Genomic DNA, 15,093 nt, shown 5'->3' with positions numbered 1-15,093 from the left:
CTCAGAGGTAGAGCGGGTGGAGGCGGCCGGAGCGGGAGACGTTGAGCCGCGCCTCGTGGCCGGTGCGGGCGAAGGCGGAGACCAGCCGGCCGTCGGCGGCGCCGACGGCCAGGTCGTAGTGGGCGGGAGATCCGTCGGAGCCGTCGCGCAGCCGGGGGCTGGGGAGGTACTCCTGGACCAGCCAGCCCTCGGCGACCGCGCGGGCGACGGCCTCGGCCCAGGCGGCGTCGCCGGTCTCCAGGCCGACGACGACGCCGCGGCCGCCGGTGTCCAGCGGGCTCTTGAGGACGTGGTGCCCGCGGTCGAGGGCGACCCGGCGGACGGTCGGGCCGTCGCACAGGGCGAGGTTGCGCGACCACGGGACGGCCCGGTGGACGAGCCGGTGGTCGGCCGGGTCGAAGAGGTCCGCGAAGCGGGGGTCGGAGAGGACGGCGAGGCAGAGCTTGTTGTCGCCGATGAGCCGGGTGCGCAGGCCGTTCTGGACGAACAGGGTGCGCTCGCGCAGGGCCCGCAGGTACGGGCCCAGGTCGCCGGCCAGCTGTTGGAGGTCGCGCAGGCGGATCTTGGCGTAGGCGTGCCGGACGGGCTCGCCGTCCAGGGTGGCGCCGCCGTCCGGGCCGGTGCGCAGCGTGCGGGGGTCGGCGTGCAGGACGCGGACCCCGAGCGCGCGCAGGCCGTCCTGGTAGGACAGGACGGAGTTGCGGTCGGCGCGGTACGGGTACAGCAGCGCCATGGTGTCCGGCCGGCGGCCGGTCTCCCGTTCGACGAGGCCGACCAGCCACCGGCCGGTCCAGGCGGCGTCGTCGGCGGGCAGCGGCCGGGGCAGGCCGATCCCGTGCCGGGTGAGCAGCGGCCGCCAGGCGGCCCGGGCCCGGCCGGCCACGGCCAGTCCGCCCGGACCGTTGGCGTTGGTCTCCAACACGCCCCACCGGCCGTCGGGTTGGGGCAGCAGGTCGAGCCGCAGCACGTGCACCCGGGTGTCGCGGGCGGCGGCCACCTGGGCGCGCAGCGACTCCGGGAGGGTGATGACCTGTCGCAGCCGCGGATCGTCCTCCCAGGCCGCCGCGATGACCTCGATCATGCGGGCGCAGGCGGCGGCGAGAGCCTCCAACTCCTCGCGCAGGCCCGGCCGCAGCCGCAGCGGAAGCCCCAGCGGCCGTGCCTTTCCGGCGGCCGGGTCGCCCACGGTGTGCGACCCGGCCAGCGTCCGCGCCTCCGCCGTCCCGCCGACCGCCGCGACCTGCCGGGTGAACTCCTCGTCCAGCCCTGACCAGCACTCGCCGTCGGCGGCCCCGAGGCCGTCAGCCATGTGTGTCAGCCATCTGCGTCATCCATGGGAACGGTCACGTCCTCATCTGGTCGAGAGCCCGGACGGCGAACCGAGAGTAGTGACTCGGCTACTCGACTTCAAGAGGCCGTGCGGCGCCGGCTACCGGATGGTGTCGCCCCGCTCCCGTACGACCGTCCAGCCGTCGCCGTCCAGCGCGTGGACGGGCGGCCGCTGCCGCACCCACAGGTGGGCGAACGGCTGGTCGTAGCCGCCGGCGCCGCCGATCACCACCACGTCCCCGGGCGCCGCGCCGGCCGGCCCCGCGACCTCGTCCGCGAACACGTCGGCCTCGTAGCAGTTGGCGCCGAGCAGCCGGTACCGTCCGCCGAGGTCGCCCGGCGCGGCGGGGAACTCGATCGGGTGCGCCCGGCTCTTCACGGTGCGGGCCAGGTTCGTCCCCCCGTCCAGCACCAGGAGTTCGCGGTCGTCGCGGGACTTGCGGACCGCCACCCGGCAGACCAGCGCGCCGTGTCGCTCCACCAGGGAGCGACCCGGCTCGATCAGCAGGTCCACTTCCTCCGGGCTCAGCCCGGCCTCGCGGCACCCGGCCGCGACGGCGGCCGCGTACACCTCCCATCCGCGGCCGGGGATGCCGCGGGGCGGGAAGCCGCCGCCGACGTCCACCGTCAGCCGGCCCTCGGCGGCCTTCGCCAGGTCCCGGATGACCTCCGCCCAGGACACCAGTGCGTCGCGGTACGCCTCGGGGTCCGACAGTGTGGTGACCCCGGCGTGCACTCCCCACACCGGCTGGCCGGCCCGGCCCAGCAACTCCCGCGCCCGTACCACCTCGTCCGGCAGCAGCCCGAACCGCGACCACTCGCCGCCGGCGCCCCGGGTGGACAGCCGCAGCCCGACCGGCGGGTGCTCGCCGGGCAGCGCGAGCAGGTCGCTCAGCTCGGTCAGTGAGTCGACCTGCACCGGCACGCCGAGCCGGCCCGCCTGGGCCAGGTCGGCCGGGCTCTTCACCGGCCCGTCGAAGACGATCCGCCCGGGTGCGAAGCCGTCCGCCAGCGCCAGGGAGAGTTCGGCCCCCGACACCACCTCCGCCGTCCCGCCCAGGGCCGCCAGCCGCTGGGTCACGGCCGCCAGTGGATTGGTCTTGTAGGAGTACGCCACCGTCAGATGCGGGAACTCCTGCCGCCAGATCCGTCCCATCTCCCGGTAGTCGGCGTCGAGTTCCTCCAGGTCGAACAGGTAGAACGGCGTCGCGCAGCGCTCCGCCACCTCCAGCGCCCCAGTCCGCAAACGATCGTTCAGCACGGTGCACCACCTCCGGGCTCGGTTCGTACGGCTGTGAAGCACGATAGGCCAGCGCCAGCAGGTTGTCAGTGCCACCTCAAGGGAGTCGTGGTGTGCGGGGTGCCCGTGGAGGAGCGTGCACGGGCGGAGCCGTAACCCCGGGCGGCGCAGGGGCGTTGGGGGAGTCGACGGGCCCGGCGGGGGTGGAGCGGTGAGGAGTGTGCCATGGGTGGGACGGCTGTCGCGGACGTGTGGATCGTCGGCCGGGGTGAGGGCAACGCGGAGATGCGGACGCTCTGCGAGGAGCTCGGCGGGCGCGGGCTGCGGGCGGAGGTGGTGGACTGGGAGGGCCTGACGCCCAGTTGCGCGCCGCCGGGCGCGCTGCGGGCGAACGGCGACTTCGAGGTGCCGCGGCTGGCCGTCATCGGATCGCGGGTCTTCACCCGGCAGCCGGCGGCCGGCCTGGCGGGCCTCCAGTCCGCGCTCGGGCTGCTGGAGGACGCGGGCGCGCGCCTGGTGAACTCGCTGGCGAGCCTGACCGCGTACCGGAACAAGCTCCGGCAGGTGGCCGCACTCGGCGCGGCCGGCCTGCCGGTGCCGCCGACCCGGGCGGCGCGCAGCGTGGCGCAGGTCGACGCCTGCGTCGGCGCGTGGCAGGACGTGGTGGTCAAGCCGAGTTACGGCCACGCGTCGCTCGACGTCGTCCGGCTCCGCGCGAAGGAGCGGGGCGGGCTCGGCGAGCGGTCGGGCATGCTGGTCTGGCATCTGCTGGACCGTCACGAAATGCTGTGCGTCCAGCAGTTCGTCGCCAACCCGGGGCGAGACCTGCGGGTGCTGGTCATCGGCGGGCGGGTGGCGGCGTGCTACTACCACGCGAGCACCGCGCCGGACGGCGACACCCACCACCCGCTCTACCCGTTCCGCTGGGAGCGCGCCGAACTCGACCCAAGGGTCGAGGAGTTGGCGCTCCGCGCGGTGGCCGTGCTGGGGTTCGACGTCGCCTCGCTGGACCTGCTGGAGGGGCCGGACGGGCCCGTGCTCATCGAGGTGAACCCGAGCATCTCGTACTGGGCGTCGGTGAACCGGACCGAACACGACCGGACGCCCGAGGGGATCACCCGCGCGTACGTCGACCTGCTCTGCGAGCGACTGGCGACGCCCGGCCCCGCCGTGCCGTAGTGTGGCACATTTGTCGCGGAGAGTGATCAGTGGTGGGTCGGGCGCGGTCGTCGGCGGAAGGCGGAGCAGGTATGACGCACGCGGTGCGGGGCTTTCGCAGCCACGCGGAGACCGTCCTCGACCTGCTGGGGCGCGACCCCGGCCGGGAGGCCGTCGTGTACGGTGCCCGGCGCGTGACGGCGGGCGAGCTGCGCGACCTCGCGCTGCGCACCGCCCGGGCGCTGCGGGCGCGCGGGGTGGGGCCGGGACGGACCGTCACCCTGCTGGCGGGCAACCTGCCGGAGACCATCGCCGCCCGCTACGCGGCCCACCTGCTCGGCTGCCGCGTCGTCCAGTTCCACGGCGACGCACCGGTCAGGATGCGCGCGGCGCTGGTCCGCGACGCCGAGACCCACGTGCTGGTCGCCGACCCCCGGTCCGCGGCGGGCGCCGCCGCCCTGGCCGCGACGGCCGGGGTGGCCGACCTGGTCACCCTCGGCCCGGCCGAGGCCGGCGAGGACCTGCTCGCGGCGGCCTCCCGGGAGCCGGCGGAGCCCGTCCCGAGCATCGCCAGGCCGCAGGACGTCTGCCTGATCCGCCCCACCGGCGGCACCACAGGACCGCCCAAGGGCGTCTGCGTCAGCTACGCGCAGGCCGGCGCCTGGCGGCGGGCGGCCGGACCGGCCCACCGGCTCCTGGTGTGCACCCCGATCGCGCACGGGCCCGGCCGGCTCGCCGACCGGACACTCGCCGCCGGCGGCACCGTCGTGCTGCACGACGGCTTCGAGCCCGGCGAGGTGCTGGCGGCGGTCGAACGCGAGCGGATCACCCGGCTGTACCTGCTGCCGCCGCTGCTCCACTCGCTGCTCGACCACCCCGACCTCGGGCGGCGCGACCTCACCAGTCTCACCAGCCTGCCCTACGGCGCCTGCCGGGCGTCCCCCGCCAGGCTGGCCGAAGCCGTCCGCCGGCTGGGCCCCGTGCTCTACCAGATCTACGGGCAGACGGAGGCCGGCAGCATCAGCCAGCTGGACGCCGCGGACCACGACGTCCGGTACCCGGAACGGCTGGGCTCCGCGGGCCGGCCGCTGCCCGGCGTCGAGGTGGCGATCCGCGACGAGGCCGGCCGCGACCTGCCCGTCGGCGGGGCCGGCGAGATCTGGGTCCGCTCGGACCGGGTCATGCGCGGCTACTGGAAGCAGCCCGCGCTGACCGCCGAGGTCCTGCGTGGCGGCTGGCTGCGCACCGGCGACCTCGGCCGCCTGGACCGCGACGGCTACCTCACCGTCGTCGACCGGCTCAAGGACATGGTCCCGGTGACCGGCGCGCACGTGTACACCACCGAGGTGGAGGACGTGCTGGACTCCTGCCCCGGTGTGCGGCAGAGCGCCGTCTACGGGGCCCTGGACGCCGACGGGACGGAGCGGGTGCACGCCGTGGTCGTCCCCGAGCCCGGCCGGGTGGCCGTCGACGAGGGGCCGCTGCGCGAAGCCGTGCGGCGCACGCTCGGCGCCACCCACGTCCCGGCCCGGATCACCTTCGCCACGGCACTCCCGCTGACCGGGGCCGGCAAGCCCGACAAGAAGCTCCTGCGCCGCCGGGCCGAGGAGCGCGGCCGAGCGGAGGAGAGCGGCACATGACGATCCGACGACCGGATCACGGGCGCCAGCCCGCCGACGGGCCGGACGGCTACCCGTGGCCCGGGCTGGACGCGGCGTTCACCGCCCGGGTCGCGGCGCTGGCCGGCACCGCCGAGGCCCGCGAGCTGGCCGACTCGGTGGTCCTCAACGACGGCCGCACCCAGCAGGCGCGCCGCCTGGGCCTCCCGCTGCGGCTGCGCCCCGGCCTGCGCGCGGAGCTGGCGGCCCTGGTGGCCGCCTACCACCGCCTGATCGAGACGATCGTCACCGGCTACGGGCGAGACCCACGGCTGCGCGACGTGCTCACCCTGCCCGAACCGCTGCGCGCCGAGGCCGAGGCGGCCCGCGACAGCCGGGTGCACCTGTTGCGCCTCGACCTGCTGCCGCAGCCCGACGGGACGCTGCGGGTGCTGGAGACCAACGCCAACTGCCCCAGCGGCCTGTACGCCAGCGGCTGCGGCCGGTCCGCCTGGCGGCCCCTGCTCACCCGGCACGGGGTCGGCCTGCCCGCGCCACTGCCCTCGGAGACCGCCGACTGGCTGGGCCGATGGCTCACCGACACCGCCGAACGGCACACCGGACGCCGCCCGGACACCGTCGCCGTGCTCTGCCCCGAAGGCGCCAACCGCAACGACGTCCTGGCGTATGGCGACGCGCTCACCGCGCTGGGCGTCCGCGCCCTGCACGCCGACCCGCGCGAGCTGCGCACCGGCCCGGGCGGCGCCGCCGTGCTGCGCGGCGAGACGGTGCGCTGCGCCTACGCCAAGATCGGCATGCAGGACCTGGCGCGGCTGAGCGGCGAGGTCGGCCCGTACCTGCGGGCGGTGCGCGAGGGCACGCTGTTCGTCCAGAACGGCCTGCGCGGCCGGCTGGTGGGCGACAACAAGCTGTGCCTCGCCGTGCTGTCCGACCCCGCCTTCGCCGACCTGTTCGACCCGGCCGACTACCGGCGGGTGCACTCGGCCGTCCCGTGGTCGCGCAACCTCGCCCGCTGTGACGACGCCACCGTGCGCCGGATCGCCCGCGACCGCGAGCACCACGTGCTCAAACGCCCGCTGGACACCCGGGGCCGCGGCGTGGTCATCGGGCCGGCGACCGGCGACGCGCAGTGGCAGGAGGCGGTCGAACGTGCCGGCGCCGAGGGCTGGCTCGTCCAGGAGTACCTGCCCAGCCCGCGGCTGCGCACCACCCCGGACGGACCGGCCCCCCGGCACGACCTGGCCCTCGGCGCGGTGGACGGCCGCCTCGCCGCCGCGTTCGTCCGCACCGGCCACGAGGAGCGCCTCAGCGTCGCGGGCTCGGGCAGCCTGCACCCGCTGTACTTCTGAGCCCGCTGTACTTCTGAGCCCGCGGCGCCGAGGCACCCGGTGGCCGCCGGCCCGGCCGCTACGCGGTTCCCGCCCAGGCATGGGTGCCGAGGAGGGTCTTGACGTCGGAGGCGAGGCCGTTGTCGGGGTTCACCAGGAACCCCAGCTCGTAGAGGGTGTCCTTGTCCCAGTTGGTGGTGAGCAGGCGCACCGGGACGTCGCCGGGGTGGGCCTCCAGGGCGAGCTTCAGCTCGCTGACGATGCCCGGGGTGATCCGGGCGGCGGGGACGGTGATCTGGACGGGGGGCTTGGTGCCGAGTTCGGCGGAGGACATGTCCAGGGTCGTGATCTCCTGGCCGAAGATGCTCAGCGATCCGTCGCGCTCGTTGAGCCGGCCCCGGGCCGTGATGACGTTGTCCTCGATCATCTGGTCGGCCATGAGGTTGTAGGTGGCGGGGAAGAACAGCACCTCGACCGAGCCGTCGCGGTCGGCGAGGGTGATGATCGCCCAGGCGTTCCCGGCCTTGTTGATCCGGCGGTCGACGGCGGTGATCAGGCCGGCCAGCCGGACCTCCCCCTCGGTGCGGCCGGAGCCGAGGAGTTCGGCGATGGAGCTGTCGCGGTTGCGGGAGAGGATGTGCTCGGCGCCGTCGAGCGGGTGGCTGGAGACGTAGAGGCCGAGCATCTCCCGTTCGAGGCTCAGCAGTTGGCGACGCGGCCACTCCCGGTCGGTCAGCTCGAAGTCCAGGCCGATGGCCGGTCCGCCGGAGTCGCCGTCGAGGGCGCCGAAGAGGTCGTCCTGGCCGATCGCCTGCTGCTTCTTGACGCCCGTCACGGCGTCGATCGCGGTCTCGTGCACGGTGCTCAGGGACAGCCGGGTGTGGCCGAGCGAGTCGAAGGCGCCCGCCTTGACCAGGGAGTCGACGGTGCGCTTGTTGCAGACCACCAGCTCGACCTTGTCCAGGAAGTCCGGGAAGGAGGTGTACTTGCCCTTCTCCGCGCGGGTGCGCACCAGGGACTCGATGACGGGCACGCCGACGTTGCGGACGGCCTTGAGGCCGAAGCGGACGTCGCTGCCGACGGCGGTGAAGTCGACCACCGACTCGTTGACGTCCGGGGAGAGGATGCGGATGCCCATCTGGCGGCACTCGGCCAGGTAGACCGCCATCTTGTCCTTGTCGTCGGCGACCGAGGTGAGCAGCGCGGCCATGTACTCGGCCGGGTAGTTGGCCTTGAGGTAGGCGGTCTGGTAGGAGACCAGGCCGTACGCGGCGGAGTGCGACTTGTTGAAGGCGTAGCCGGCGAAGGGCACCAGGACGTCCCAGACCGCCTGGATGGCCTCGTCCGAGTAGCCGCGCTCCTGGCAGCCCGCGTGGAAGGGGACGAACTCCTTCTCCAGGACCTCCTTCTTCTTCTTGCCCATCGCGCGGCGCAGCAGGTCTGCCTGTCCGAGGCTGTAGCCGGCCAGCACCTGGGCGGCTCGCTGGACCTGCTCCTGGTAGACGATGAGGCCGTAGGTGGGGCCGAGGACGTCGGCGAGCGGGGCCTCCAGCTCGGGGTGGATCGGGATGATCTCCTGCTGGTTGTTCTTGCGCAGCGCGTAGTTGGTGTGGGAGTTCATGCCCATCGGGCCGGGCCGGTACAGCGCGGAGACGGCGGAGATGTCGGCGAACTCGGTCGGCTTCATCAGCCGCAGCAGGGCGCGCATGGGGCCGCCGTCGAGCTGGAAGACGCCGAGGGTGTCGCCGCGGGCGAGCAGCTGGTAGGTGGTGGGGTCGTCGAGGGGGATCTTCTCGATGTCGACGTCCACGCCCCGGTTGGCTTTGACGATCTTGATGCAGTGATCGATGATGCCCAGGTTCCGCAGGCCCAGGAAGTCCATCTTGATCAGGCCCATGGCTTCGCACGACGGGTAGTCGAAGCCGGTGATGATCACGCCGTCCTTGTCCCGCATGTGCAGCGGGATGAGGTCGAGCAGCGGGGTCGAGGAGAGGATGACGGCGGCGGCGTGCACGCCGGTGCCGCGGATCAGGCCCTCGATGCCCCGCCCGGTGTCGATGATCTTCTTGACGTCCGGCTCGTTGTCGTACAGCGCCCGGATCTCGGTGCCCTCGTTGTAGCGGGGGTGCTTCTCGTCGAACAGGTCGGCCAGCGGCACGCCCTTGCCCATGACGTCCGGCGGCATCGCCTTGGTGATCCGGTCGCCCATCGCGAACGGGTAGCCGAGGATGCGGTTGGCGTCCTTGACGGCGGCCTTGGCCTTGATCGTGCCGAAGGTGTTGACCTGCGCGGTGTAGGCGGCACCGTACTTCTCGGTCACGTAGCGGACCATCTGGTCGCGCTGGCGGTCGTCGAAGTCGATGTCGACGTCCGGGGGGTTGATGCGCTCGGGGTTGAGGAACCGCTCGAACAGCAGGTCGTGCTCCAGCGGATCCAGCTGGGTGATCCCGGTCAGGTAGGCGACCATCGAGCCGGCCGCCGAACCGCGGCCGGGGCCGACCGGGATGCCGTTGTCCCGGCCGTACTGGCAGATGTCGGCGACCACGAGGAAGTAGGCGTCGAACCCCATCGGGGTGATCACGCCCATCTCCAGCTCGATCCGGTCCAGCACGTCCTGGCCGGGGCTGTCCCCGTAGCGGTGCTTCAGGCCGATCTCGATCTTCTTGCGCAGGAACGAGGCCTGGGTCTCGCCCTCGGGCACGTCGAACTGCGGCATCCGGTCGACGTAGGTGAAGACCTCCTCGTACGACTCGACCCGCTCGGCGATCGCCAGCGTGTTGTCGCAGGCCTCCGGCAGCTCGCGGAAGAGCTCGCGCATCTCCTCGGAGGTCTTGACGTAGTAGCCGGTGCCCTGGAACTTGAACCGCTTCGGGTCGTCCTTGTTCTTGCCCACGCCGACGCAGAGCAGGCTGTCGTGGGCGTCGGCCTGGTCGGCGGTCACGTAGTGCGAGTCGTTGGTGGCCAGCAGCGGGATGTCCAGCTGCTTCGCCAGCCGCAGCAGGTCCTCGCGGACCTGGCGCTCGATGTCCAGGCCGTGGTCCATCAGCTCTAGGAAGTAGTTCTCCTTGCCGAAGATGTCCTGGTAGGCACCGGCGGCCTTGACCGCCTCCTCGTACTGCCCCAGCCGCAGCCGGGTCTGCACCTCGCCCGACGGGCAGCCGGTGGTGGCGATGATGCCGGCTGCGTTCGCGGCGATCAGCTCGCGGTCCATCCGGGGCTTCATGTAGTAGCCCTCCATCGACGCGGTCGAGGAGAGCCGGAAGAGGTTCCGCAGGCCGGTCGCGTTCTGTGCCCACATGGTCATGTGGGTGTAGCGGCCGCCGCCGGAGACGTCCTTGCCGCCCTCGCCGTCGGCGCCGGTGGGGCGCTGTCCGCCCGGCGACCAGAACACCTGCTTCTTCAGGAAGCGCGAGGCCGGTGCCACGTACGCCTCGATGCCGATGATCGGCTTCACCGAGGTCTTGGCGGCGGCGTGGAAGAACTCGTAGGCACCGAACATGTTGCCGTGGTCGCTCATCGCGATGGCGGGCATGCCCTGTCTCTCCGCCTCGGCGAACAGCTTCCCGTTCTTGGCGGCCCCGTCGAGCATCGAGTACTCGGTGTGGACGTGCAGGTGGGCGAAGCTGTCGGACACGGTGCTGTGCTCCTCGCGGGACTCGTTCGGGGAAGGGTCCAACGCTAGTCGGTCCGAGTGAACGACACGCCGGGCCGGGGGAGGCGACCCCCCGGCCGTGAGGTCTGGTAAAGGCGAACGCGTGGGCGCACGCCCGCGGTGGCCGGGCTCAGTCGAGGCCGCGGGCGTGGCGGAAGCGGTCGGTGAGGGCGTCCGGGGGGATCAGCGGGGCCGGGTAGCCGGGGGCGAGCTGCCAGGGGCGGTGCACGGCGCGCCCCGGCAGGTGGGCGAGTTCGGGCACCCAGCGGCGTACGTACGCCCCCTCCGGGTCGTAGCGGTCGGCCTGGCGCAGCGGGTTGAGCACCCGGTTGGGGCGGGTGTCGGTGCCGGTGCCCGCGACCCACTGCCAGTTGAGCTGGTTGTCCGCGACGTCGCCGTCGACCAGGAGCGACAGGAAGTGGGCGGCCCCGATCCGCCAGTCCAGGTACAGGTTCTTCGCGAGGAAGCCCGCGGTCAGCAGGCGGGCCCGGTTGTGCATCCAGCCCTCCTCGGCGAGCTGGCGCATCCCGGCGTCGACGATCGGGTAGCCGGTGCGGCCCCGCCGCCAGGCCTCGGCCTCGCGCTCGTCCCGGTGCCAGTGGTCGTCCCGGGACCGGTAGTCGCGGTGCGCGGCGTCCGGGCGGGCGGCGAGGACCTGGTGGTGGAAATCACGCCAGGCGAGCTGCCGGACGAAGGCCTGGGCCCCCTCGCCGTCGTGCCGCAGGGCGCGCTCGACGAGTTCGGTGGGGGACAGGCAGCCGAAGTGCAGGTACGGGGAGAGCCGGGAGGTCGCGTCGGCGGCGAGGTCGTCGTGCACCTCGGCGTACGCGTCGACGTCCCAGCGCCGCCACCGCGCCCTGGCCGCGGTCTCGCCGCCGGGCGGCAGCGCGGGCGAGAGCGGCCCGGTGAGGACCAGGTTCTCGCTGCCGAGGCCGCCCGGGGTGTCGAGCGTCCGGGGCGCGCGCAGCACCGTGCGGCGGGGCGCCTGCTGCCAGGCGCGGTGGTACGGGGTGAAGACCGCGTAGTGGTCCCGGCCGGCCGGGGTGATCCGGCCCGCCGGGACCACGGTCACCGAGGCGTCGTGGACGTGCAGCCGGTCGCCGAACAGCGCCCGCAGCCGTGCCTCCCGCCGCTGGGCGAAGCCGCTGACGCCCGCCGCGACGTGCACGGTGGCGGCGCCACCGGCCTCGGTGCCGGTGGCCTCGGCGGCGACCCGGGCCGTCTGCTCGGCGGGCTCGCCGCGGCGCACGGTCAGCCGGGAGCCGATCCGGCGCAGCGAGGCGTCCAGGTCGGCGAGGCAGTCGGCCAGGAACGCCTGCCGGTTGGGCGCGGCGAACCCGGCGTCCTCGACGGCCGGATCCAGGACGAACAGCGGGACGACCCGGTCGGCCGCGGCCCTGGCGGCGTGCAGCACGGGGTTGTCGTGCAGCCGCAGGTCCTGGGTGAACAGGGCGATCGATACGGTCACGGGTGGTGCCTCGCAGGTGGTGCCGTCGGGGTGGTCGGATGCTCCTACCCGGGTTCGGAGCCGCCTGCGAGGTGGATTGGTCCGAATGGCCGACGGCCGCCGGCCGGCCGCGGTGCCGGGTCCGCGGTGCCGGGTCCGTGGTCCGGGTCCGTGGTCCGGGGCTCAGGTGCAGTGGGAGTACCGGTCCACGTCGGACTCGCTGTCGGGCTGGTAGTCGTTGGTGAAGACCGGATCGGCGGCGACGATGCTGGGCAGGTTGTCCCGGAAGTGCTGCACCCACTTCTCCCTGAGGAACTCCCTGACGTGTCCCATGATGGTGCGGCAGGTGTCCTGATGGCCGGCCTGGATCCCGACTCCGTAGTAGTTGAGCGAGCCGAAGGTGAGGGGCAGGACCTTCATCTTCCCCGGGTACAGCTGGGTGAAGCCGTAGAGGATCGTGGCGTCGGTGTAGACGGCGTCCGCCCGCTTCTCCAGGAGGTCCTGCACGCAGGTGGCGAAGTCCGTGTGGAAGTAGAGGGAGCTGGGGATGAGTCCGGCCGGGGTCGGGCCCGACGGCGAGGGCACGCCGGCGGCGGAGGTGCTGCCCGTCACGGTGCAGATGTGCTTCTTCGCCACGTCGCCGGGAACGGTGATCCTGTTGTCGTCGGACCGTACGAGCAGGGTCTGCCGGGTCTTCAGGTAGGGGCCGGCGAAGTCGACCAGAGCCTGCCGGTCGGGCGTCATCGAGTAGGAGGCGATGACGAGCTGGACCGCCCCGCTGGTCAGCTTGGACTCCCGCTCGTTCGAGGGGATGTCGATGAAGTTCGGCTTGAAGCCCATCTTCTCGGCCAGGTACTTCGCCAGGTCGAGATCGAATCCGGAGCTGGAGTACGCCGTCTTCAGGTTGAGACCGGGCTGGTCGTTCTTCACCCCGATGTTCACGTGTTCGCCGAGCCAGGCCGGCTGGGTGGTCGATGCCGTGGGCCCGGGCGGCGGAAGAACGGGCTGCGGAGGAACGGTCCCGCCTCCGCCTCCGCCGCCGCACCCGCTCAGGACGGCGGCCGCGGTCAGCACGGACAGCCCGATCCGCCGTCCGGTGCCGTTGACGAGTGTGCGCATGCGTCCCCCAGTTCGGTCGGACCGGACGGACCGCCGAGGTCTCAGGCGACCTTGGCGGAGAGGTTCAGGCTGCAACCACGGTCCTCGTTCTCGACGGCCACCGTCACCGTGACCGTCCCCGAGGCAGGCGGGAGGCTGACGGTGAAGCCCGAGGCGGCCTTGCGTACCTCCAGCTGGTTCCCCAGGGAGCCGTTCGCCCTGAGCCGGGTTCCGGGCACGCAGTTGGAGGCGGACGTGGCGTCGTGCACGTCGAGTGACAGGGTCACCCGCGTGCGGGTGGACGGGACCTCCAGGGTGATCAGCGCGGGGTCACCGCCCGGGCTCATGCCCAGGTGGTTCCGGAAGTCCCGGATCACCGGCGGGCCTTCCGGGTCGTTCCAGTCGTAGGACAGTGCGGCGACGGCCAGGGCCACCAGCAGGACGAGTACCACCGGCGCCGCCACCCTCATCCGTGACTTCGACCGAGGCGGAACCAGCAGGACGGTCTGGTTCCCGCTGCCGCTGTGGCTGGCCACGTGGCCGGTGTTGAAGAGGGTGGTGTCGTTGGTGGCGCGGGCCGCCCCGGGAGCGGTTCCCCCGGTCTCCGGGGAAGGGTTCTCAGCCATGGTCAGAACGTGATGTGCTGGTCACCGCTCCCACTGTGGTTGACCATCTTTCCGTTGTTGACGATGGAGGTGCTGTTGAGCGGGCCCGCCGAGAGCTGGGCGGCCAGCTCCTGGAGGTCCGGGGCCGCATCGCCGATCCGCCAGAGCCCGAGGACCCGCTGCCGGTCCTGGTCGGAGAAGCCCTCCTCGCCGCCGGGCAGCCGGAGGGACTCGCGGAGCTGTTCCAGTTCGGTGTCCTCCTCGACCTGCTCCACCGCCCGGTGCCTCGACAGGATTCCCCGGACCCTGTCCCTGATGGTGCTCCATCCGGCGTTCACCATCAGGGTGACCAGCGCACTCAGCCCCGTCGTGATCACGTCGTCCATCGTCAACTCCCCGTGAATTGCGTGATGTTGGCACATCATACGGCAAGGGGTGCGCCCTCGGAGGGGGTAGTGACGGAGCGCTCGCAGCTTGCTGGGGGCGCTTGTCCGGGAGCCGGAGGCCGGACGGTTCCGCAGGTCAGAGCCGTCGGCGCGAGGACGCGCCCGTGGAGCGGTGGGCTGCCGCGTGAGAGGCTCGCCTCATGGAACAGCGCGTACTCGGCCGTACCGGCCGCCCCGTATCGATGGTCGGACTCGGCACCTGGCAGCTCGGAGCGGGCTGGGGGGACGTCCGGGAGGAGGACGCCCTCGCGGTGCTGGAGGCCTCGGTGGAGGCCGGCGTCACCCTCTTCGACACCGCCGACGTCTACGGCGACGGCCGCAGCGAGCGGCTGATCGGCCGCTTCCTGAAGGAGCGCCCGGACGCGGGGGTGTTCGTCGCCACCAAGTTCGGCCGCCGGGTCGAGCAGCGGCCCGAGCACTACGACCTCGCCAACTTCCGGGCCTGGGCCGACCGTTCACGGGACAACCTGGGAGTGGAGCGGCTCGACCTGGTGCAGCTGCACTGCCCGCCGACGCCGGTCTACTCCTCGGACGAGGTGTTCGACGCGCTGGACACCCTGGTGGCGGAGGAGCGCATCGCCGCCTACGGGGTGAGCGTGGAGACCTGCGCCGAGGCACTGACCGCGATCGCGCGCCCGGGCGTCGCCAGCGTCCAGATCATCCTGAACGCGTTCCGGCTCAAGCCGCTGGAGCAGGTGCTGCCCGCCGCCGAGGCGGCCGGCGTGGGCATCCTCGCGCGGGTGCCGCTGGCCTCGGGGCTGCTGTCGGGCCGCTACCGCGAAAACACCGTCTTCGGCCCGGACGACCACCGCACCTTCAACCGCCACGGCGAGTCCTTCGACCAGGGGGAGACCTTCTCCGGGGTGGACTTCGCGACCGGCGTCGAGGCGGCGGCGGAGTTCGCCGCGCTCGCGCCCGAGGGGGCGAGCGCGGCCCAGACGGCGCTGCGCTGGGTCACCCAGCAGCCCGGGGTGACGACGGTGATCCCCGGCGCCCGCAACGTGGCGCAGGCCCGGGCCAACTCGGCCGCCGCCGACCTGGCGCCGCTGCCGTCGGCCACCCTGGCCGCCGTGCGCGAGCTGTACGACCGGCGGATCCGGGCCCAGGTGCACGGCCGCTGGTGAACCTCCGGCCGGCCCCTACGTCGGTCGTCGTCGGGGCCGGTCCGCGT

At 73.0% G+C, this 15,093-nt stretch carries 11 protein-coding genes; 4 read left to right on the top strand and 7 right to left on the bottom strand.

Annotated features, from left to right (window positions below; genetic code table 11):
• Nucleotide 1: 1 nt before the first annotated feature.
• Nucleotides 2-1,309 carry a hypothetical protein gene (locus BU198_RS20930; RefSeq protein WP_188298385.1) on the bottom strand — a complete coding sequence of 436 codons (1,308 nt, stop codon included), beginning with the start codon at nt 1,307-1,309 and terminating at the stop codon, nt 2-4.
• Between the two features lie 120 nt (nt 1,310-1,429).
• Nucleotides 1,430-2,590: a hypothetical protein gene (locus BU198_RS20925; protein ID WP_188298384.1), complete on the bottom strand. Its 1,161-nt coding sequence runs from the start codon at nt 2,588-2,590 to the stop codon at nt 1,430-1,432.
• 204 nt (nt 2,591-2,794) lie between these two features.
• On the opposite strand from BU198_RS20925, the gene BU198_RS20920 reads away from it, so the two are divergent.
• The 3 genes from BU198_RS20920 to BU198_RS20910 all read left to right on the top strand — a co-directional run bounded on the left by BU198_RS20920 (nt 2,795) and on the right by BU198_RS20910 (nt 6,695).
• Nucleotides 2,795-3,748 carry a RimK family alpha-L-glutamate ligase gene (locus tag BU198_RS20920; RefSeq protein WP_188298383.1) on the top strand — a complete coding sequence of 318 codons (954 nt, stop codon included), beginning with the start codon at nt 2,795-2,797 and terminating at the stop codon, nt 3,746-3,748.
• 71 nt (nt 3,749-3,819) lie between these two features.
• The gene (locus BU198_RS20915) at nt 3,820-5,367 is read left to right on the top strand and encodes an AMP-binding protein (protein WP_188298382.1); all 1,548 of its coding nucleotides are present in this window, start codon (nt 3,820-3,822) and stop codon (nt 5,365-5,367) included.
• Entirely contained in the window at nt 5,364-6,695 is a 1,332-nt protein-coding gene (locus BU198_RS20910) for a hypothetical protein (RefSeq protein ID WP_188298381.1), read from the top strand. Before BU198_RS20915 ends, BU198_RS20910 begins: the two co-directional genes overlap by 4 nt.
• Nucleotides 6,696-6,753: 58 nt before the next feature.
• Here BU198_RS20910 and dnaE read toward each other — a convergent pair whose 3' ends face one another.
• The 5 genes from dnaE to BU198_RS20885 all read right to left on the bottom strand — a co-directional run bounded on the left by dnaE (nt 6,754) and on the right by BU198_RS20885 (nt 13,862).
• Nucleotides 6,754-10,308: a DNA polymerase III subunit alpha gene (gene dnaE / locus BU198_RS20905; RefSeq protein ID WP_188298380.1), complete on the bottom strand. Its 3,555-nt coding sequence runs from the start codon at nt 10,306-10,308 to the stop codon at nt 6,754-6,756.
• A 148-nt stretch (nt 10,309-10,456) separates the two neighbouring features.
• Nucleotides 10,457-11,794: a cryptochrome/photolyase family protein gene (locus BU198_RS20900; RefSeq protein ID WP_188298379.1), complete on the bottom strand. Its 1,338-nt coding sequence runs from the start codon at nt 11,792-11,794 to the stop codon at nt 10,457-10,459.
• 162 nt (nt 11,795-11,956) lie between these two features.
• Nucleotides 11,957-12,892, bottom strand: coding sequence for a transporter substrate-binding domain-containing protein (locus tag BU198_RS20895; RefSeq protein WP_188298378.1), 936 nt, complete (start codon nt 12,890-12,892; stop codon nt 11,957-11,959).
• A 41-nt stretch (nt 12,893-12,933) separates the two neighbouring features.
• Nucleotides 12,934-13,497, bottom strand: coding sequence for a hypothetical protein (locus BU198_RS20890; protein WP_188298377.1), 564 nt, complete (start codon nt 13,495-13,497; stop codon nt 12,934-12,936).
• 2 nt (nt 13,498-13,499) lie between these two features.
• Nucleotides 13,500-13,862 (bottom strand): hypothetical protein, encoded by a 363-nt coding sequence (locus BU198_RS20885; protein WP_188298376.1) that lies wholly within the window; start codon nt 13,860-13,862, stop codon nt 13,500-13,502.
• Between the two features lie 200 nt (nt 13,863-14,062).
• Here BU198_RS20885 and BU198_RS20880 point away from each other — a divergent pair, with 200 nt between their 5' ends.
• Nucleotides 14,063-15,046: an aldo/keto reductase gene (locus BU198_RS20880; RefSeq protein ID WP_188298375.1), complete on the top strand. Its 984-nt coding sequence runs from the start codon at nt 14,063-14,065 to the stop codon at nt 15,044-15,046.
• Nucleotides 15,047-15,093 lie beyond the last annotated feature (47 nt).

It is taken from the genome of Streptomyces sp. CBMA156 (genome assembly GCF_014596515.1).
GTDB lineage: Bacteria > Actinomycetota > Actinomycetes > Streptomycetales > Streptomycetaceae > Kitasatospora.
Note: the sequence above shows the minus strand (reverse complement) of the source record. Positions and strands in the feature narration are given on the sequence as shown.